This window comes from Cyanobacteria bacterium GSL.Bin1 (assembly GCA_009909085.1).
Classification (GTDB): domain Bacteria; phylum Cyanobacteriota; class Cyanobacteriia; order Cyanobacteriales; family Rubidibacteraceae; genus Halothece.
This window is the reverse complement of the sequence record JAAANX010000062.1, coordinates 33,778-54,546: the sequence shown is the minus strand read 5'-3', so window position 1 is coordinate 54,546 and position 20,769 is coordinate 33,778. Positions and strand designations below refer to the sequence as shown.

Annotated in this window: 17 protein-coding genes; 7 read left to right on the top strand and 10 right to left on the bottom strand. The window is 40.7% G+C overall.

The window, feature by feature from the left end:
• Nucleotides 1-163: 163 nt before the first annotated feature.
• The 6 genes from GVY04_07185 to GVY04_07160 all read right to left on the bottom strand — a co-directional run bounded on the left by GVY04_07185 (nt 164) and on the right by GVY04_07160 (nt 7,150).
• Complete coding sequence (locus GVY04_07185; GenBank protein ID NBD15923.1) at nt 164-709, bottom strand: periplasmic heavy metal sensor; 546 nt, start codon at nt 707-709, stop codon at nt 164-166.
• A gap of 5 nt (nt 710-714) precedes the next feature.
• Nucleotides 715-1,083: a hypothetical protein gene (locus tag GVY04_07180; protein ID NBD15922.1), complete on the bottom strand. Its 369-nt coding sequence runs from the start codon at nt 1,081-1,083 to the stop codon at nt 715-717.
• Nucleotides 1,080-1,637: a sigma-70 family RNA polymerase sigma factor gene (locus GVY04_07175; protein ID NBD15921.1), complete on the bottom strand. Its 558-nt coding sequence runs from the start codon at nt 1,635-1,637 to the stop codon at nt 1,080-1,082. Before GVY04_07175 ends, GVY04_07180 begins: the two co-directional genes overlap by 4 nt.
• Nucleotides 1,638-1,704: 67 nt before the next feature.
• Nucleotides 1,705-4,275, bottom strand: a complete 2,571-nt coding sequence (locus tag GVY04_07170) for a cell division protein FtsK (protein NBD15920.1) — start codon at nt 4,273-4,275, stop codon at nt 1,705-1,707.
• A gap of 14 nt (nt 4,276-4,289) precedes the next feature.
• Nucleotides 4,290-6,314, bottom strand: coding sequence for an ATP-binding protein (locus GVY04_07165; protein ID NBD15919.1), 2,025 nt, complete (start codon nt 6,312-6,314; stop codon nt 4,290-4,292).
• Between the two features lie 11 nt (nt 6,315-6,325).
• Nucleotides 6,326-7,150: a hypothetical protein gene (locus GVY04_07160; protein NBD15918.1), complete on the bottom strand. Its 825-nt coding sequence runs from the start codon at nt 7,148-7,150 to the stop codon at nt 6,326-6,328.
• Between the two features lie 520 nt (nt 7,151-7,670).
• On the opposite strand from GVY04_07160, the gene GVY04_07155 reads away from it, so the two are divergent.
• Entirely contained in the window at nt 7,671-8,918 is a 1,248-nt protein-coding gene (locus GVY04_07155; GenBank protein ID NBD15917.1) for a glycosyltransferase, read from the top strand.
• A gap of 13 nt (nt 8,919-8,931) precedes the next feature.
• Here the strand turns inward: GVY04_07155 and dnaA are convergent, their stop codons facing one another.
• Complete coding sequence (dnaA, locus tag GVY04_07150) at nt 8,932-10,287, bottom strand: chromosomal replication initiator protein DnaA (GenBank protein NBD15916.1); 1,356 nt, start codon at nt 10,285-10,287, stop codon at nt 8,932-8,934.
• 25 nt (nt 10,288-10,312) lie between these two features.
• Between dnaA and corA the strand changes: the two genes are divergently transcribed.
• The 3 genes from corA (at nt 10,313) to GVY04_07135 (ending at nt 16,429) form a co-directional block, all read left to right on the top strand.
• A complete protein-coding gene (gene corA, locus GVY04_07145; GenBank protein NBD15915.1) occupies nt 10,313-11,509 on the top strand; it encodes a magnesium/cobalt transporter CorA in 1,197 nt (398 codons plus the stop codon).
• A 366-nt stretch (nt 11,510-11,875) separates the two neighbouring features.
• Nucleotides 11,876-15,448 carry a DNA gyrase subunit B gene (locus GVY04_07140; protein ID NBD15914.1) on the top strand — a complete coding sequence of 1,191 codons (3,573 nt, stop codon included), beginning with the start codon at nt 11,876-11,878 and terminating at the stop codon, nt 15,446-15,448.
• 189 nt (nt 15,449-15,637) lie between these two features.
• Nucleotides 15,638-16,429, top strand: coding sequence for a DUF2437 domain-containing protein (locus GVY04_07135; GenBank protein ID NBD15913.1), 792 nt, complete (start codon nt 15,638-15,640; stop codon nt 16,427-16,429).
• Nucleotides 16,430-16,435: 6 nt separating this feature from the next.
• On the opposite strand, the gene GVY04_07130 is transcribed toward GVY04_07135, so the two are convergent.
• Together GVY04_07130 and GVY04_07125 are read right to left on the bottom strand one after the other, a co-directional pair.
• Nucleotides 16,436-16,918, bottom strand: coding sequence for a hypothetical protein (locus GVY04_07130; protein ID NBD15912.1), 483 nt, complete (start codon nt 16,916-16,918; stop codon nt 16,436-16,438).
• Between the two features lie 19 nt (nt 16,919-16,937).
• Complete coding sequence (locus tag GVY04_07125) at nt 16,938-17,171, bottom strand: hypothetical protein (GenBank protein ID NBD15911.1); 234 nt, start codon at nt 17,169-17,171, stop codon at nt 16,938-16,940.
• Nucleotides 17,172-17,253: 82 nt separating this feature from the next.
• Between GVY04_07125 and rdgB the strand changes: the two genes are divergently transcribed.
• Nucleotides 17,254-17,835 carry an RdgB/HAM1 family non-canonical purine NTP pyrophosphatase gene (gene rdgB / locus GVY04_07120; GenBank protein NBD15910.1) on the top strand — a complete coding sequence of 194 codons (582 nt, stop codon included), beginning with the start codon at nt 17,254-17,256 and terminating at the stop codon, nt 17,833-17,835.
• 135 nt (nt 17,836-17,970) lie between these two features.
• Here the strand turns inward: rdgB and GVY04_07115 are convergent, their stop codons facing one another.
• A complete protein-coding gene (locus GVY04_07115; protein NBD15909.1) occupies nt 17,971-18,309 on the bottom strand; it encodes a transcriptional regulator in 339 nt (112 codons plus the stop codon).
• 584 nt (nt 18,310-18,893) lie between these two features.
• On the opposite strand from GVY04_07115, the gene pilM reads away from it, so the two are divergent.
• Nucleotides 18,894-20,009, top strand: a complete 1,116-nt coding sequence (pilM, locus tag GVY04_07110) for a type IV pilus assembly protein PilM (protein NBD15908.1) — start codon at nt 18,894-18,896, stop codon at nt 20,007-20,009.
• A 5-nt stretch (nt 20,010-20,014) separates the two neighbouring features.
• Nucleotides 20,015-20,767 (top strand): fimbrial assembly protein, encoded by a 753-nt coding sequence (locus tag GVY04_07105; protein ID NBD15907.1) that lies wholly within the window; start codon nt 20,015-20,017, stop codon nt 20,765-20,767.
• Nucleotides 20,768-20,769: the final 2 nt, after the last annotated feature.

Genomic DNA, 20,769 nt, shown 5'->3' with positions numbered 1-20,769 from the left:
GTGGGCTGTTTGGTGTTGGCAAGAGCAGTGGAATTGCTCTCTTATATACCCTTTCTTCTATCGGCCTAGTCAGTGTTGGAATTTTGGGTTACAGCTTTTCTCATTTACGCAATATTGAAACGTTAGGAAACGCCCAGTGCAACAACTGTTTGCTTAGGAAAGATTAGAATTCATTATTAAAGCGTCCGCCACGGAAGCCAGGACCTCGACCGCGGCGACCGCGTCCCCAGTTTCCTCGACGTTCGTCCATTAACTCAGCAAAATCTTCCCGCTGTTCAGGAGTCAGGACTTCTCGCATTTCTAACATACTTTCAAAGCGCAAGTTGCCCATTTCATCCCGTAAGCTCAGGATTTTGTCATGTTGTTGGCGTAAGTCGCTATTAGAAGCGTTATCATCCACCATCATATTGCGCAGAGTTTGTCGTGCCTCAAACAGAGCCTCTCTTTGTTCCATAAAGCGGGGTTGATATTCATTGCGAATCCGTTGCAGTTCATTTTTTTGAGTGTCACTGAGATCTAACTGATCTATCAACTCTCCTCGTCTGCTACCACGATGACGGGGTCCAAAATCTGCCTCATCATCAAAAGATTGAGCAATTAGTTGCGGCGTTTCTAAAGTTTGGACATAAGAATTGGTTCCAGCAAAGGCGCTAGTCGCACTGAGAGAAAGGAAAAGAAGGGTAAACAAAGAAATACGATGAAAAAACATAAAATTTACCTCCGGTTCGATGATTTGGGTTGTTCTGGAATGAACCAACTGGTTTCTGCGGGATCAGCCATTGTCACAGCTTCCCAATTTTCAATCAGAAAGGCTTCTAACTCAGCCGTTTCTTGAGGGGACAAAGAACTAGGTTGCAAGAAGCGAACGCTGGTAAAGAGAAGTAAGACACTAGCAGCGATCGCGCTACCAAATACCCATCCTTGATAACGTCTCCTTGGGAAAGGAGTAACATTGGTCGGTTGCGCTTCTGTTTCAATTTGTGCTATTAAGGTATCTTCTATATTCTCTTTCGGCGATGGAGGAGAAGGGTGATGTTCCCGTATAAATTGAACAAGACGTTCATCTGAAGAATGATGACTCATAAAACCACTCCTTGCTTTTCTAAAAAGTCCCGTAGGGCTTTACGTCCATGAAATAAACGGGATTTCACGGTTCCTGTGGGAATGTCGAGAATGTGAGCAATTTCTTTTTGGGGAACGTCCTCTAAGTCATGAAGAACAATCACCGCCCGTTGCTCAAATGTAAGGGCTTGTAAGCCTTGTTGGACTAACTGTTGATAGTGCATGGTATTGAGATCTGCACTGTTGAGTGAAGGCTCTTGTTGAGCGAGGATTTGTTTTTGTTCCCGTAACTGAGCAAACGCCCGTCTTTGATCACAAGCGACATTCCAACAAATGCGATAAAGCCAAGTGGAAAACGTTTTCGGTTTTCGGAGTTTGGGTAATCCTTTCCAAGCCCGAAAAAAGACTTCTTGGACTAAATCATCCAGCATTGACTCCCCACACAGTTGATAAAGTGTGGAACGAACCCGCCTTTGATAACGACGGTATAGGAGTCGAAACGCAGCGCGATTGTTTGTTTGACAGCATTTGACTAATTCAGTGTCACTCAAGTTAGTATTTGGCTCAGTTAACACATTCTGTCTCCCCAAACCAATTGGATTCACCCGTTTAGACAAGCGAGATCAGAAAAAGGTTCAATGTTTAGGAAAAATGTTTCTGAGTGACCAGTAAACTTTGTAAGCGGATTAATTGTCCACTATTGAGGTAAAGCAAATCCCCTTTTCCTAATAAATGGGCGGCTTGGGTTTGACTTCCGCCAAGAATAATTTTGGAGTCAGCTTCTGTGCTGGTTTTCAATGCGACTCTTCCAGTAAGATTAGCACGAATAATTGGGGTTACAATTTTTGCTTCGGGGCGTTGGGTGGAAATAATCAAATGGATACCAGCCGCTCTTGCCATTGCTCCCAAGCGTTTAATACTATATTCGAGGGCTTCGCGATCTTCTTTTTCCACCATAAAATCAGCGTATTCATCGAAAATACACACAATGTGAGGAACAGGTGTTTTCCCTTGTTGAGTCAACGTTTGGTTATAGCTTTTTATGTTGGAAGATTGGGCTTGTTCAAGTTGTTGATACCGTTGCTCCATTTCCGAAACCAATTCTTCCATGAAGCCGATCGCGCGATCGCGCTCTTTAATCACAGGCGACATCAACCAAGGGCTGTTTTCAAATTCAGGAAACGTCACCCGTTTCGGATCAACTAAAGCAAGTTTGACCACTTCTTTTGGATAACGGCGAATTAAACTTAAAACGACACTTTTGAGGAATTCACTTTTTCCACTCCCATTTGTTCCACCCACTAGGAAATGACAACTATTGGGATCAGATAAGTCGGCATCAATTAGATTTCCTTCTAAATCAACACCAAGAGCAATCTTAATCTCAGAGTGATTTTGAGTAGCTTGAACATACGTTTCAAACTCAGCAACATCTCGGCGCGATCGCGGTAAATCAACACTAATATATCCAGCTTGAGGAGAAATCAAGGGAGGGCTAGCAATGCCCATTTGCACTTGAATATCGGTGGCGCGGTTAAGAATAGAAACCACTTTTACTCCCAGGCGAGGTTTTAAGCGAATCCGAATAAACGATGCGCCAATGGTTGCGCCTTGATAGTCAGCCTTAATCCCATACGCCTGCAAAATGGCTTCTAGCTGCTGTCCTAACTGTGTTGCGTCTGGTTCATTTGTTTTTTCCGGTTTTGGTTTAGGTTTTGGCGGATCAACTGGCTTTCTTTTTTCTTCTTGAAGTGGTTTGGAATCTTGTTCTAGAAAATAGGTTTGACACGTTTCTTGTTGAGGACAAATCGGACAAAGTTGTTCGCTTTGATGGGTTTGTGGTGGCGGATCAGGTTGCGAGGGTTTCCAAGTTAACCACTCTCGCATCTGTTGGAGTTTAAACGGAGTTAATTCATGAACGGTATCTTTCAGTTCTTCCCAACTGTAAAAATAACTTTTAAATTCCGGTAAAACACAATAAACCGCACTATCAACCGGCTGTTGTTGATGGAGATGTAAGATGTAACTATACAATGCCACTTGGGCTAACTGCGCTGCAGAATCAAGGGGTGTATAAGTTTTATACTCCACCATACACAAGCGATTTTTTTTGAGATCGCGAATTAAGCTATCAAATTGTCCTTCAATTTTCTGAGTTTTCTGGTTGGGAATTGGATAGTCACAGGAGACAGCAAGTTCTTGTGAAACAAAGGTTTGACTAATGACATTATGATAATTGGCATAGTAGCGATTCTGAATGAGCAATTCACTCCAATGTTGCATTAAACCTCTTAAACCCTGCCAAATTTGTTGCAAAACCGGGACATTTTCTGGTTTAGATTGAGCCACTTTTTGTAAGCGAGGAAAAAAGATTTGGTCATAAAATCTCTTTTGCATTTTCTGGGTCACTTCCTCTGAGTCAAGTTCTTGTGGCTTGGGCTTAAAAATCTCTCTAAATTCCGGATCAGTTTTCGCAAATTCGATAAATTTAAACGCAAATTTATGAAAGGGTTGTCCAATCGCTTTCGGTTGATCGGGAGGAATAAATAGGGTCTTACCACCAAAATGTTTACTCAAATAGAATAAGCGTGGACATTCAAATGCAACCCGAACGTCAGTTACACTAAACTTAGAAAAGTTAGTTTGAGTCATTTTCTGATTCCTCTGACAATTTGGCTGGAAATTGAGTAAATAGCGATGAACATAAGCTAAATAAATCACATCCATTGCAGCGTAGCGTAATTGTTTCTGATTAAGAGGACGTTTTTTCCAGTCGCTACTTTGCTGTTCCAAGTCAACTTCATTTTGAGAAAACTGACAAAGTTCCACCGCTAAAGTTTTCAATTGTAAATTAGAAGTTCCCAAACGCTGTTTAGAAAATTGTCGAGCGAGTTGATAGGTACAAGTGATATTTTTAGCGTTTTCTTTGCCTAAATATCTTAAATCAAAGGAAACATTATGAAAAATCTTTTCAATTTTCTCATCTTTCATTAATCTCTGAATAAATAGCGTAATTAATTCAGGTTGCTGCAACACATCTAACACATAAACTGCATCGCTTGCAGTAGCATTAGAATCAGTCAATACTTGGATGAGGGAAAGGTGAGGATGCTTCGTTTTCCAATCAGCAATTTCTGTATCTATCCAAAGTCTTGAATATCGAGAGAGTTTTTGTATAATCTGCTTACTTATTTCAAAGTTATTAACATACATTTATATTTTGGTTTTTACGAAATTATTGAAATACTTTGTGCTTCTAACTCTTCCTTAGGATTAACAATTTTAATTTGCTGTTCCTTGATGAGACTTTGGATCGACTGATCAATTTCTTCTAAAGTCGTTTCCTTATTGAATTCTGCTAATGTTTGATTAGTTAAGGCTTTTCTTCCTATGAACAAAGTAGTTTGAACAAGATTCAGTATATATTCTTTAATTTCTTGATTATTTTTAGATGAATTAACCGGAGATGGTTCAACTGGAGGTTTTTCAACTAGAGGTGGTTCAACTGGAGAGGAAGTAGCTTCCAAGACTTCTAACTTGTCTAGAATTTGACACTCGTTTAATACACCAGACTGACGCGTTAATTCCTGTAAACGTTGAACATCTGGCGTTTCATAACCTACGGTCAAATTTTGATTCGTCGCAAAGCTATAAAGACTGTGGTAAGTGGCTAAGATATAAACTGAATCTAAATCAGGTATGATATGAAAATTCGGGGAAGTTTGAAAGATTTTTTGGAATCGTTGATAGCCTCGATTTTTTGCGTGACCCATCCCTTGATAACGAATGAAAATCAGTACATCATATCTCTGGTGTCGAAATAGTTCATCACAAAGGTTCATTAATGCGGCAAAACTTCTCAAGTTCTGTCCTTCATTCCAAATAATTCCGATTTCCGGAGAAGAGCGATCTTTAAAGCTAAAAGAGTTGACACCAAAGCTTGTATTTTTATTAAATATATTAACCTTCGCTTGAGTTTGCTTGAGAGTTTCAATCCCTTTCTGCAACATATTCGCTAATTCAGCAGACGAAAAAGCACTGAAATCAGTAATGTTAGCTTTTATTTTTTTTAATTCTTCACGCCAAAGTAATTTAAAGGCTGCAATTGAATCGGGTGCCTCAACTCGACCAGTTTTATAGTATTGAATGAGTTCATGACCCACCTGTAGAGCATTTCTTGGATTAGTTTTGCCACTCGGAAAACTTGGATTAGTTTCGCCACTCGGAAAATAGAATTCTAAATCTTCTTTAGTTAATGGTGCTATGCTCGATTCAGGTTGCTTTTCGAGTTGCTGATGGAATGGTCTTAGATGAACTGACCAAAGGACTTCAATTTGCTCTGTTGTAATTGGCTTTAAAGAAAGAGTTTGGTTAATCGGAGCTTTGAGTGAAACTGCAATAGAATTTTCATGTTCTTTCCAAGTATTAGTAATAACACTCAGAATTACCAGAAAATTTTTGAGTTTCTGGCTTTGAATAATCATATTTAATCTCAAAATAGATTTTAATAATTCTTCACGCTCATGACTAATATCAATTTCATCAAAACATAAAACAATGGGTAGCGTTGAGTTAGAAATATAACTCAAGTTAGCCAACAAACTCATTGCGTCATCTTCAGTTTCAATCGTGACTTTAGCACCCAATACTTTTAAGTCTTCATCGTCTAGATCATCTCCTTTTAACCATCCACACGCTAAGGCATATAAATCCGGCTGAGTCAGTGCATATAAGACACTAAAAAATGAATTCGGATTCCAAATTCCACTGGGATAAGCTGCTTTCATTTGATTAATAAAAGTTTTTCTCTTACCCAGTATTCTTTGAGTTACTCCTTCCCTTTGCTGTTTAATAATTCGCTTTAACCATAACAATAGCTGTGACTCCGTTTCTCCTTCAGGAATAAACATTAAACTCTCAATTGTTTTCCGAAGAGTATATTGAAAAACGTATTCAGCTTGAATTGAAGCAATAATATGAGCAAAAAATGCTTTTCGGTTCAGAGTTTTTTTGAGGCGACCTAAAAGATGCGTTTTCCCAGAACCGCTATCTCCTTCTAAGCGAATAGTACGGCTTTTTTTATCTTTTGCAACTTGTGTTAAAGTCTGCTCTATGCTCTCTAAGACTTCTTTATGAATCGAATTGACATTTAAATCTTGTGGTTGTTCTTCTTCCCAAAAATTTCCTTTTTTAAAGTTGGCTGTATCAAAAGGATTAATGGATTGCTTGATAATTGTTTCCAACTCTGACATAATGGAACCTTTTAATGAGTCACTTGAATAAAAAATAAAGATCCGCCAATGCGCTGAGAAATTCCTCCTTTTAGTTGTTCTGGAGTATAACCTTCAGTCTCAATTAGGGAACTGAGTTGAATTTTGTCATTTCCTTGTAAACGATAGAGAACTTGGTCTAATTCTTCCCGCTTGAAGGGAGGTTGTAATTGCTCGCGAAGATAAAAAATTGGTAAATAATTATTGGTATTATATTCTTTATCTAACTGAATGATTAACTCTAATACTTCTTTGTCTGCTAATTGATGCTGTGGCTTTTGAAAAGATTGATTGTTTTTTTGTTGACTGTCATTGGCTTGATTTTGCCGTAAAAACTCAATATAGTTACCCAATAGGTTTAAACTTACCGAGGCTGTACCACTCGGAGTAAATTCGTTTAATAGAAAAGTTTTGCCAGTTTCAGTCAAAGTAATTTTTTTGGGCTCAGCTTCCACCACTTCCAGAAATCCTCGTTCAGTTAAACTCTGAATTAAGCTGTCACGTTCTTTTGCAGGGGAAACATTAGTTTTACCAGGAGTAATAGTTCCCTTACCACAAGCATTGATTATCTTTAATTCTGTCTTAGTAATGGGTAATTCTGATGGATCTACACTAAGAAGTGCTTTCCCAGAAGAGGTAAGTTTAATCTTCTTAATCTCCTCAGCTAATGTGACCCATCTGCGATCTTGCAAACGATAGCAAATTTTATTACGTTCCGCTGCAGAAGTTCCCTGATTTGGCTTAACTTGAGTCATGCTTCCTTCGTAGTTCGCTAAACCTAACAATTTCAGTAGTATTTTTAGCTCTATTGTTTCCAAAGTTTTCGTTGCCATTTTGGACCTCTCATTATGTGATAAATATAACAAATTTTACTCTGATGAAGCACATTCTGTGTTCTCTGTTCCCAAAGCTAATAACTTTGTCCTTCACCCAACCCAGAAGTGCTATATAACATTTTTTATGGGTGTTCCAGAAGATTGAATGGCACTCCCGATAAAATAGTGATTAATCCCTATGTGTAAAAATGCATATTTTTTCAAGATGAGATGCTGAAATGTTACACACAGATAGAGATTTAAGCTTTAATTATGCTAAATTACGATTTTTATGTGTTAAGATAGCTAATTTAATTGATTTAAATCAATATTAGATTTGTCGGGGAACTTGAGCGCGATCGCGCTTGTCAGTAAACCGGTATGATTACCTAATCCGTTTCCTCTTTAAGTGAGGAACCTGATACCAATCAAGGCGACAAGCCGCTAAACCCAATGCTGGATCGGAGAGGAATTCCTTTTCAGAATGAATTCAATCGACTTTGAAAGTAGACAGTGAGTGAGTATGAAGATTTTAATGATTTCGGCAATTTTGCCCTCTCCTTACACCCAAAATTCTATTCCTACCCGAACCTTTAACTTGATGAAAAACCTAAGTGAACGTCATGAAGTTACAGTGGTTGCACAGCATTATCAAATGGCAAAAGATGATCATATTGGTACACTCGCAGAATGGGTACAAGATTTAGTGATTTTTCCCCATCATCAAGAGATGGGGCGACGGGGAATTATGAATCGGGCAAAACGGTTAGGACAATTATTAAAAGAGGGAACTCCGAAAAGTGTTTTGTCTTATTTTTCCCCGCAAATGCAGCAATGGATTGATGAAAAAGTTGCCGCTAAAGAGTTTGATGTCATTACTTGTGAGCACAGTATTAACGAAATTTATGTGCGTCCTGAATGGCAAAACCAAGTCAGAACAATTGTCAATATTCATGGTTCAATTCATGGGACATGTCAAAAATTTTTAGAGCGTTCAACTGCTGCAAAAAAAAGTCTGCGCGAGCAGTTAAATCTACCTCTCCTCAAACGATATGAGCAACAATATTGTTCTAAATTTTCAGCACTAGTAACAACAACCGCTGAAGATAAAAAACAAATTAAAGCTTTACAAACTGAAAAACCAATCACTGTTATTCCTAACGGAGTTGATTTAAACTTATTTCCAAAACGGACGGCTGATCCAGGCGGTTATCAACTACTTTATATCAGTCATCAGGAAGAATTAGCGGTGACAGAAGAAGTTAATTTCTTGTGTGAGTCGGTTTTCCCCGAACTGAAAAAACGTTATCCGCAAATCACATTAACCCTACAGGGAATCCCTGATTATCTTCAAGATTGGAAACAGGTTTCTGGAATTGAAATTGCAACCGCAGATTCTGTTTTACAGACCATTTTGCAACGCAGCACGGTCTGTGTGCTTCCCACACAAGCGGGTTTAGGCATGAAATTAGCGACATTACAGGCAATGGCAATTGGTGTTCCTGTGGTTGGCAGCGATCGCGCCCTAGAAGGCTTAAATGTCGATGGTGCTGCAGTTCCTTTGGCAGCAATGCGGGTCAATCGCTTAGAAGAATATATTTACGCGATCGGGCGCTTATTACAAGATCCGCAACTGCGCGAACGTCTCTCTCAAAATTCTCGTACTCTGATTGAAAAAAATCATAACTGGCGAAACCTAACCGAACAATATGAAAAAGTCCTTGCTAACGGTAATCTGCAAGCCACTGCATTAATTCCGGAATACGGATAATTGCTAATAGCAATCATTGGGAAATTACGTGATCGGTGAGTTGACGTAAGGTTTGATTGAGTTCTGGATTTTGCTCTTGTTGTTGGGCAATTTTTTCACAACTATACATTACCGTTGTGTGATCTTTTCCACCAAAAATTTCCCCAATTTTTGGCAAACTCAAATTCGTGTGTTGACGCATTAAATACATCCCAATTTGTCGCGCTGAACTAATTTCTCGACGACGAGAACTGCCCTTTAAATCAGCTAAAGAGACCTGAAAATATTCGGCAATCACCTGTAAAATCCGCTCGGGAGAAGTTGCCAGTTTGGCTTGCGGTGGATTCAAAAGAGAAGTCACATTTTCTAAAGTTAACGGTAAGCCTGATAATGATAAATGAGCAACGACTTGGGTTAAAGCGCCTTCTAATTCTCGAATATTTGAGGGATAATTTCTAGCTAAATACTCAACAATAGTGGGCGATAAAGGAAGGTTGTCATATTCGGCTTTTTTCTGGAGAATTGCCATCCGTGTTTCTAAATCAGGCGGTTGAATATCGGCGATTAATCCCATAGCAAAACGAGAAGAGAGCCTTTCTGAACACCTGGGAATTTGCTTCGGGGGACGATCTGAGGCGAGAACGACTTGTTTTCCTGCCTCGTAAAGTGTATTAAATGTATGAAAGAATTCTTCTTGGGTATATTCTTTTCCTTCAATAAATTGAATATCGTCAATTAGTAAAATATCGGCAGCGCGGTAATGTTCTCGGAATTGTTGGAGTTGATCGTGACGGATCGCATTAATTAAATCATTGGTAAATTGTTCAGTAGAAACATAAAATACTTTGGAGTCGGGATACAGTTCTAAGCGATAATGACCAATCGCTTGTAATAAATGAGTTTTTCCTAAGCCCACTCCCCCACAAAGAAACAGAGGATTGAATTCTCGACCAGGATATTCGGCAACCGCTAAGGATGCAGCGTGTGCCATGCGGTTATTGGGTCCGACAACAAAATCTGAGAAGGTATGTTTGGGGCTGAGTGCATTTTCAGAAGCGCGATCGCCTGCTAAGCTATTGATGTAATCCTCACTCTGTTTCCACCAAGTTAAAGGAATTTCCTCTGAGTTGGCACTAGCCGCAAAAGGTGTCGTAATTTGAACGGTTAAATTAGAGTGAGCCAATTCTTGAGCTGTTTTTGTAATCAGAGAAAGATAATATTTTTGTAACCAATTCCGAGAAAATGGATTGGGCGCACAAATCACTAAACAGTGATCATTGAGGCTTTGTGGCGTAACAGTTTGCAGCCAAGTTTGAAAGGTCGGTGGGCTAAGTTGGGGTTGCAACTGTTCCAGAATATTCTGCCAAAGCTGTTGTGCTGAGTGATCCATTATTGATGATAAATTTAAAATAAAAATGACACAATTTCCTAGTTTCAATCCCGATTTTCTTGAAGATAGTGAAGACAAAGAAGATTATTTTGACTTCTTTTTTGACCAACCGGGGAGTGAACCCGGAACCTTATGGATTGAGGAAGATGCTGCGCCTTCACAGTTAGTTTTAATTGATTATGATGCTAAGCACGCAGTGAGAAGAGTTAATATTGATCCGCTAAAGTGTGAACATTATTTAGCAAGTGAATCTGCATCCTGGTTAGATATACAAGGGCTTGGTTCTGAAAATATTCTAAAACAGATTGGTCAAATTTTCAAGCTTCATCCTTTACTGTTAGAAGATGTAGTTAATGTTCCTCAACGTCCGAAAGTAGAAGACTATAATGAACAATTAATTATTATTATTCATTTGGTACAACCGAAACCCGAAGAAGATGGTTTTTATTCAGAACAAGTCAGCTTTGTTTTAGGAAAAAAATATCTCTTAACTTTCCAGGAAGAACCTAATCATGATTGTTTTAATCCCGTGCGCGATCGCCTTAAAAACAATAAAGGTAAAATTCGCACTTCCAGCGTTGACTACCTCACCTACCTACTTTTAGATACGATTATTGATAGTTTTTTTCCTGTTTTAGAAGATTATGGTGAACGGATTGAAGAATTAGAAAACGAAGTTGTTTTTAATCCTGATCATCATACCCTCGAAAAAATTTATAAAATACGACGAGAACTTCTGGCACTAAGACGTGCCATTTGGCCCCAACAAAGTGTGATTACAACATTAATGCGAAGTGGCAGTAACTTAATTAGTTCAGATGTAGAAATTTATTTTCGAGACTGTTATGATCATGTGATTCAGCTCCTAGATATTGTCGAAAGTTATCGCGAATTATCTTCAAGTTTAATGGATGTTTACCTCTCTTCAATGAGTAATAAAATGAGTGAGGTGATGAAAGTTCTGACGATTATTTCTAGCATTTTTATTCCCTTATCTTTTATTGCCGGTGTTTATGGTATGAATTTTGAATATATGCCAGAACTGGCTTGGAAGTGGGGATATTTTGTTTGTTTAAGTGTCATGGGAACTGTTGCTTTAAGCTTAATTATTTTCTTCTGGCGTAGCGGTTGGTTAAAACGATTTTATCCCGTTGACACCAGTGGCGAAAAAATGAGCAGAAGGAAGAAGAAGTTAAGATTTCCCCGTCGCCGCCAAAAATAATCACCAATTGAGTTACATTAGACCTGACGTAGAAAGAAACCGCCCTCTTGCTTAAAGTCTGTGGTAGGGTATGCAACGACACGTCTTTTTGAAGAATACCACAATGCTTACTCTTACCGTTTGATCAATCAGTTTTGACTGCATCGGCGAAGCATCAGCAATAGAATGATCTTCTTTACAAGTTCGTCGCTAGTCTGCTAACCAGAGCATTGTTTGATTTTGATAGCAACTTCACCAGTGACCTCAGAAAAAATTAATTCAAAACACTCTTATGTCGCCTTTAACCCTTTTGTGTTAGAATTTCCGAAGATTTTGCCCTAAAAGTCAATCAACGGGGCTTAATGCTTTAATTCTTCGGAGAAGCTCATGACAAACAGTTACGGTGCTGAACAGATACAAGTTCTCGAAGGTCTAGAACCAGTCCGCAAACGTCCCGGAATGTATATTGGTTCTACAGGGCCACGAGGACTACACCATCTGGTTTATGAGGTGGTGGATAACTCAATTGATGAAGCGCTTGCTGGTTACTGCACCCACATTGAGATCGATCTTAACGCAGACGGTTCCGTAACTGTCACTGATAATGGACGGGGGATTCCCGTGGAAGTCCATTCTCGTACTGGAAAGTCAGCACTGGAAACTGTAATGACCGTTCTCCACGCCGGTGGTAAATTTGGTGGGGGAGGCTACAAAGTCTCAGGCGGACTGCATGGAGTTGGTGTTTCTGTGGTCAATGCCCTTTCAGAATGGGTAGAAGTAATAGTCCGACGGGAACACACTGCCTATAAGCAACGCTACGAGCGAGGAGTTCCCACTCATGATTTAGAAAGCGAACCGGATCCCAGTCCCGAAACCGGTACCTCACTGTGCTTTCTTCCTGATACAGAAATTTTTACCACAGGGATAGAATTTGACTATAATACCCTTGCCGGACGACTGAGAGAACTGGCCTATCTCAACGCAGGAGTCAAAATTACCTTCACTGACCACCGTAATGCAGAACAACCGCGCACTGAAACCTACTGCTATCAAGGCGGCATTAAAGAATATGTCGGTTACATTGTCGGCGAAAAACAACCCCTCCATCCTGACATTATCTATGTGCAGGGAGAGAAAGAAGGGGTACAAGTGGAAGTAGCGCTGCAATGGTGTGTTGATGCTTACAGCGATAATGTTTTAGGCTTTGCCAATAATATTCGCACAGTGGATGGGGGAACCCATCTTGAAGGGTTAAAAACGGTTTTAACCCGGACGATGAATAATGTTGCCCGTAAGCGCAACAAACTGAAAGAAAATGATTCTAACCTCGCCGGAGAAAATATTCGAGAAGGGTTAACAGCAGTGATTTCTGTAAAAGTTCCGGAACCGGAATTTGAAGGTCAGACCAAGACCAAGTTAGGGAATACAGAAGTGAGAGGCATTGTTGACTCGCTAGTGGGAGAAACGCTCACTGAATTTTTAGATTTTAATCCCAATGTTGCTGATGCCATTATTGAAAAGGCAGTACAAGCGTTTAAAGCAGCCGAAGCCGCACGACGGGCGAGAGAATTAGTCCGTCGGAAATCGGTCTTAGAATCGTCTCCCCTACCTGGGAAATTAGCCGATTGCAGTTCTCGGGATCCGGCTGAGTCAGAAATTTTTATCGTCGAAGGCGATAGTGCGGGCGGGAGTGCCAAACAAGGGCGAGACCGACGCTTTCAAGCCATTCTCCCCTTACGCGGTAAAATCTTGAACATTGAAAAAACAGATGATAGCAAAATCTATAAAAATAATGAGATTCAGTCGCTGATTACTGCCTTGGGATTAGGGGTGAAAGGAGAAGAGTTTGATATATCCCAACTCCGTTACCATCGTGCCGTGATTATGAGTGTTGCGGGGGATGAACCTACTCTCGTCATGGATGATACGGGAAAAACAGAATTGACTCCCATTGGTGGGTTTATTGATGATTGTGTGGAAGGGCGACGCAGCCAAGAACGCTATCAGGTGATGTCCTTTGACCCCAAAACCCATCAAACCCGCTTCCGTCCCCTAAAAGAGGTAATTCGTCATGGGCATGAAGAACCCATGTATCAGATTACCACTCGTTATCAGCGTTCGGTGAAAGTTACCTCCTCCCACAGTGTCTTTGTTTATGAAGACGGAGAAGTTCGCCTGAAAAAAGGCAATGAAATTCGCCAAGGAGACTGGTTAGTGGCAAGTCGTCGCTTACCGCGCCCAAGTGAACCTACAACCTCTATTGATTTACTGCGCACCTTCTACGAAGCAGGATTAACCGACAATCTTTATTTACAAGGGGAGAGTGTTCGCAAAACGGCAGCCGCGCGAGTTTTAGCGAAAGTTGAACGCCCTGATTTACTCAGTGAACCTCGGGTTCAACTTGATGCAGAAAATTGGCAACAGTTAATTACCCAACGTCAAGACTTAGGCGTAACCCAAAAACAAGTTGCCCTTGCTTGTGGCGTAAAACAACCCATTACTATTAGTCATTGGGAACGTGGGGTTAATCATCCCACCTTACCGAATTTTCTCTCCTATCTAGAAGCAATTGGCGGGAATGAAAAGGTGGTTTATCAAACGCTGCCAGCTAAAATTGACAGTTATCTCTGTGATCAAGAAGATAGTAAGAATGTCCGTTGGCGAGAGGTGAGTGATTACAAACCATTTGCTGAATTTACCCCCAGTGAGTTAGTGGAGTTGGGAAATGAAGTAAAAATCGTTCCTCGCGCCCATGTCAATAAAGCCTTCGATCGCGATCTACCTGTTACTGAGGAATTACTGTGGTTCTTAGGTTGGTATGTAGCAGAAGGCACGTTAAGCCAACATCAAGTTAGCCTCAATTTAGGGGAAAAAGATGAACCGCTAATTCCGGAACTAACCCAAGTTATCGAATCCGTTTTCGGGGAAACGCCACGTTGCTACTACGATCCTGACAGCAAAGGGATTAAACTTTATTTCCATAGCGTGATGGCTGCCCGTTTGATTCGCGCTTGGAATTTAGGCAATCTTGCCCATGATAAACAACTCCCCAATGTTGTCTTTAGTGTTAGCGAACGCTTCCAACTTGCGTTTCTAGAGGGATATTTTCTCGGTGATGGCACAATTAGCGATGCCCATATCTCGTTTACCACTAATGGGAAACATCTCAAAGATGGTTTACTGTATCTCTTTGGTCAATTAGGCTTAATTGCAACTACCACGGAACATCAGCCCACTGGAAACGCAAGCATTCAAACTCGCCATCCTTACTACACCATTAGCATCTGTCAGAAACAACAGTTAGCGAATTGTCAGCAGATTTGGCAGCGTCATCATTGTGCCGAACAATTACTCGCCTATTTGGCAAAACCCAAGCAACAAACCCCCGATTATCTTCCGATTAGCGATGATTTGATGGCGTTACGAGTCATCGAGAATCAGGAAGTGGAACTTACGGGAGAGTATGTGTATGACTTCTCGGTAGAAGGAGATGAGAACTTTATCTGCGGCGTAGGGGGACTTTGCGCTCATAATACGGATGCTGATGTTGATGGAGCGCATATCAGAACCTTATTATTAACCTTCTTTTATCGCTATCAACGGGCATTAATTGAACAAGGCTATGTTTATATTGCTTGTCCGCCTCTCTATAAAGTAGAACGAGGAAAACAACATTACTATTGCTACAGCGATCGCGAAATGCAGAATTTAGTCCGTGAGTTTCCCAGCAACGCCAACTACACCCTCCAGCGATTTAAGGGTTTAGGAGAAATGATGCCCTTGCAACTGTGGGAAACCACCATGAACCCAGAAACCCGAACCCTGAAGCGCGTGGAAATTGAAGATGCAGCGGAAGCGGATCGCATCTTTACGGTTTTAATGGGCGATCGCGTTGCCCCCCGTCGGGAGTTCATTGAAAAATACGGTCCTCAACTCAACCTTACTGACTTGGACATTTGACAGAGAATTAACAATGTACAATTAACAATGAATAATTTTAGTCTGTTATTTGTTATTTGTTATTAGTTATGGATGATTGATTTATCATTAGAAATTAAGGTCAAATTGTCTATCGCTCCCAGTTAAAAAGCAAGTAACAAAAAACTCATTTTTAATTATTAATTGTTAATTATTAATTATTAATTGATTATGGTGCAACGCTACGTCCGAGTGAAAACCACCCAAGCCCAAACCTACTACGGACTGCTACAGCTTGATCGCAGTGTACAAGTCTTGGATGCCCCCTCTTGGTTAGGAGGACAACCCACAGACTTAAAACTTGAACCGGAAACCTATGAACTTCTCGCTCCCTGCGCCCCGACAAAAGTGATTGCCGTGGGAAAAAATTATCATCAACATGCCGCAGAAATGGGGGGAGAAGTGCCGACAGAACCTTTAATTTTCCTGAAACCCCCCACTGCGGTTACGGCTCACCTCAAACCCATTTACTATCCCCAATTCAGCGAACGCGTTGATTATGAAGGAGAACTAGCATTGGTCATGGGAGAACGGACTCGCAACTGTACGCCAGAACAAGCGAGAAGTAAAATTTGGGGCTATACCATTGCCAATGATGTAACCGCACGGGATTTACAACGGAAAGATGGTCAATGGACTCGTGCTAAAGGCTTCGATACCTTTTGTCCTCTCGGTCCTTGGATTGTACGCGATTTAAGCGCTGGGGCTACTCTACAAACTTTCATCAATGAAGAAACCGAACCGAGGCAGTCGGCTTTACTCAGCGAAATGGTTTTTCCCGTAGAAAAATTGGTCTCTTATATTTCTCAAATTATGACCTTAGTTCCCGGTGATGTTCTTCTTACTGGAACCCCGAGAGGGATTGGGCCAATGCAAGTCGGCGATCGCGTTCGGATCGAAATTGAAGGCATTGGCGCTTTAGAAAATGAGGTTGTGAGTTTTAATGAAGGGAAAAGCCCTTAACTCGGATTAACGCACCTGTCCATTAACTGCTTCTGAAATGGCAGGAATTTCTGCATAAATTCCTCGTGCCGATTGCACAATCCCATAAATACAAGCTGCTAAGGTCCCGATAAAGATCATATTAAAGAAGGTTTCTATTAATAAGCCACCGCCGGCTCTCAGCCCTGCGCCTAAAATTTGCGTGCCAAATCGAATCAAGACCAGCAAAATATCAATTAAAATCGCCTGCATGGTATTAAACCGAATAAAATGACTAATATTTTCATTTCTAACCACAGCAAAGAGTAAGACAAAGAAAATAATTAGACCCGCAAAGGGAAAGCCATAATAAATTTGAATCACTGGTTGGAGAGGCGCATAGATAAACTGTAAGATCGGGAACTGCCGGAGCAGGAAATTCCCAAACGGCAGCACATAAATTAAAGGTAAAATATAAGGTAAAGCTGCAAAAAATCGGTCTTGAATTTCAGCGTTGCCGCGACCAGCCATGTGAATTAACTCCTTGATTTTATTGAGGTTTCAATATTGTATGATCTCCGTTAACTGAGTTTAAATGAGCTAGACGAAATCCCATTTGACATTCATACAGTTCCGGCTGTTGCTCACTTAAACGTCTTAACATCTGGCCACAACCAAGATGCCCCTGACGCCAGCGGGGAAGCCCACGACGATCAGCGAGTAAACAATTTTGACAGACTTGCTTGGGCGATAAGATTTGTTCTTCAGTTAATACGACTAACATGATTCCTCCTCCCAAAAACTCCCCAGCATGAGATATTAATCTCACTAGCCATACTACATCCATTGTAGAAGGGAAATTTTGAATGAAACAGTTAATTGTTGCAACGGGTAATCCGGGGAAACTCCAGGAAATGCAAAGTTATCTCCGTAACTTAGCGTGTGAGCTTGTTCTCAAACCCCCAGAATTGGAAGTAGAAGAGACGGGAACCACATTTATGGAAAATGCGCGGTTAAAAGCCAAAATTGTGGCACAAGCCACTGGACATTTCGCGATCGCGGATGATTCGGGGTTAGCCGTAGCCGCACTGAAAGGGGCGCCGGGAATTTATTCCGCTCGCTATGCCAATACCGATCAAGAACGGATTGCTCGTGTTTTAGCAGAACTGGGAGAGACCCCACAACGGGCTGCCAAATTTATTTGTGCCGTTGCCATTGCGCAACCTGATGGCGCGATTGTTCTTGAAAAAGAAGGAATTTGTGAAGGAGAAATTTTAAGAGCACCGCGAGGCAGCAACGGTTTTGGTTATGACCCGATTTTTTATGTGCCCAGTGTCCAACAAACCTTTGCCGAAATGGAAGCAGCTTGTAAAGAAAAACTGAGTCATCGGGGTCAAGCCTTCTCCGCATTGTTTCCTGAAATTTTAAAGATTACTAATGGAGAGTGAGGAGCAAAGGACAGCACAGTCGTCAAGATTAGCCCTATCTATCATCGATACCGGTAAGGGACGAGGTTAGGGGAAAGGGGAGTAAAAAGGCTATCCCCTTATCACCCTCTCCCTAATTAGGGAAAACTGTGAAAGTTAAACGGCTTCTAGATTTTTTTCGCCGGTGCGAATCCGAACAATTTGATCCACTGGCGAAATAAAGATTTTACCGTCACCGATTTCCCCAGTGCGAGCAGCATTGATAATTTTATCAACCACTGTATCCACTTGGTCTTCCTCGATCACAATTTCGATTTTGAGCTTTTGCAGGAATTCTACTGTGTATTCAGAACCGCGATAGCGCTCAGTTTGACCTTTTTGGCGACCAAAACCACGGACTTCAGAAACAGTCATTCCTACAACACCAGCATTGACCAAGGCAATTTTTACCTCGTCTAATTTAAAAGGTCGGATAATTGCTTCTACTTTTTTCAAAACTTAATCTCCTTAAATAGATAACGACAAGTCATTTTTTTTTGATAACTTTTGGGTTAGAGATAACACGTTCCTAAACAGAAGCTGTAATCTCTGACCGTTAGTCAGGATAATAGATGAACAATTGACAGTTCTGATCTACCATTCTCAAGCATAGAACTTTGGTTATTTTCACTACAATATTAGACATTCTCTCCTGAAAAGGAGATCCTTGCAATAGCTACAAACCTTTGCAACAAAAGGAAGAAAGAGACTCAGCCTCAAAAATTGTCGTTGGGGTTAGAGCTAAGGAAATCCAGTTAAGGAAATTCAGATCACTTTAAGGTATAATCTTTGTCAATTTGCTGGTCAAGTTGGAAGATTTCCCTCCCAATGGGGAAAGATAACCTCAGCTGTAGTTCCTCATTATTTTCCTAGGGGTTGAAACCTGAACCAAGCTTGAGCGGCTACACCCGCCGATGCCGATACCGATAAACTTTAGAGATCTGTCACTGAAAACTGTTGATTTAACGGTAGTGATATGAGCTTAAATAAGGCATAATTCTAGACAATGATTTATTCCTAAAAATAACTTGAGTGAAAAAATGTTACAGCCTCTCTCGAAGTTAGTTCCCAGTTTTGTCCAAAAAAGAGGAAAAGGTGTTGGCATTGAGCTAACCCCAAACCAAGTTAATGTGGCTCAGATGCGTAATACAGACCGCGGGTATGAATTAGAAGTCCTAGCCAGTAAAGAAGTTCCCGAAGGCATTTATTCTGATGGTAAAATCATCGACCCCGTGACACTGGCAGATTTAATTAAAGAGACACTTTCTGAAAACAAGATTAAGGCAAAAAAACTAGCTGCTGCTGTGCCAATGCGAGATTCAATGCTTAATTTGATTCCGGTCCCCGCAGAACTCTCGGAAGAAGAACTGAGAGATGTTGTTTTGAATCAAGAGGCTGGGCTTTATCTCCCCTATCCCATTGAAGAAATGGATTTAGATTATCAAAAATTAGGGTACTTTACGGATGAAGATGGCATCGAAAAAGTACAAGTTTTATTGATTTCTACTCGCCGCGAGGTAACAGATACCTATTTAGATATCTTTGAGCAACAAGTCGGTCTACGATTGGATACGCTTGAAATTAATACGCTTGCTCTGATTCGGACAATTCGTGAGCAATTACGACAGTACCCTTCTCAAGAAGCAGTGGTATTAGTTGATATTGAATTTGATAGTACAGAATTGGCAATTATTGTTGATGGGATCCCAGAGTTTAATCGCACGATTCCCATTGGTACGTTTCAGTTGCAGAGTGCCCTAAGTCGAGCAATGCGCCTCCCTCCCTCTCGCAATGTGGAAACCCTACAAGAAATGACACTTCCGGTTTCTTTAGAACAAGCAAAAGAAGAAACCACACCTCTTAATCCGGGAATGAATGCCTTACAGCGTGTTTTAGGGGAGTTAACGGATGAAGTTCGTCGTTCAGTTGATTATTATCTGAATCAAAGTGAGGATAAGGAAATTGTGCAGATGTTATTGGCAGGTCCTGGGGCTGGCATTGGACAAATTGACACATTTTTTAACCAACGATTAAATATTCCAACCACTCAAATTGATCCAGTTGATGCCTTATCCATCGAAACCCAAGCAGAAATTCATCTTGCACAACGTCCTGGTTTAGGAACCGTTTTAGGCTTAGCACTGAAGGAGATTTAAAATTTATGTATAGCTTAGATGTCAATTTTCTAAGAGAACGAAGACATACTCAAAAAGTACCCAAAAATACGCTGACCCAAGAAAAAAATGAAGCAGTGCCAACTGTTGAAAGTAATTTACCACTCATTATTGGTGCAGTCATTGGAATTGCTTTACCAGCAGCAGTGGGAGGATTTTGGTATTTAACGAATTTACAAAAAGCACAAATTCAACGTGAAATTACTGCGTTAGAACAAGAGTTAAGTCAGTTGCAAAGTCAGCAACAACAAGTAACTCAAAAGCGAGAAGAACTAACACAAGCGGAAACCAATTTAACCGCTTTGGCTAATATTTTTAATAAAATTAAGCCGTTATCGGCTATTTTGGAAGATGTGCGCGATCGCGCTCCCGGTAATGTTCAAATCAACGCTTTTCAACAATCAGAAGCCGAGGGCACGATCACTTTTAATTTAACGGGAGTGGGAGAATCCTATGAAGCCGTCAATCACTTTGCTTTAACTTTGCAGCGATCGCCGTTGGTACAAGCAAAAACCGTCAATTTACAAACAGCCCAAAAAGGTCAGTCGAATTTTCAACTCGTTGGCGATCCGCCACCGGTTATTGGTGAGTTATCACCCAAACCGATTATTAACTATACCCTTTCTTTTGACCTCAATGATAAAAAAGCCTCCGAGCTATTACCTTTTCTGCAAGAACAAGGGTCAATTGGATTAGTGACTCGAATTAGAACATTAGAGCGAAGAGGAATTGTACAATAATT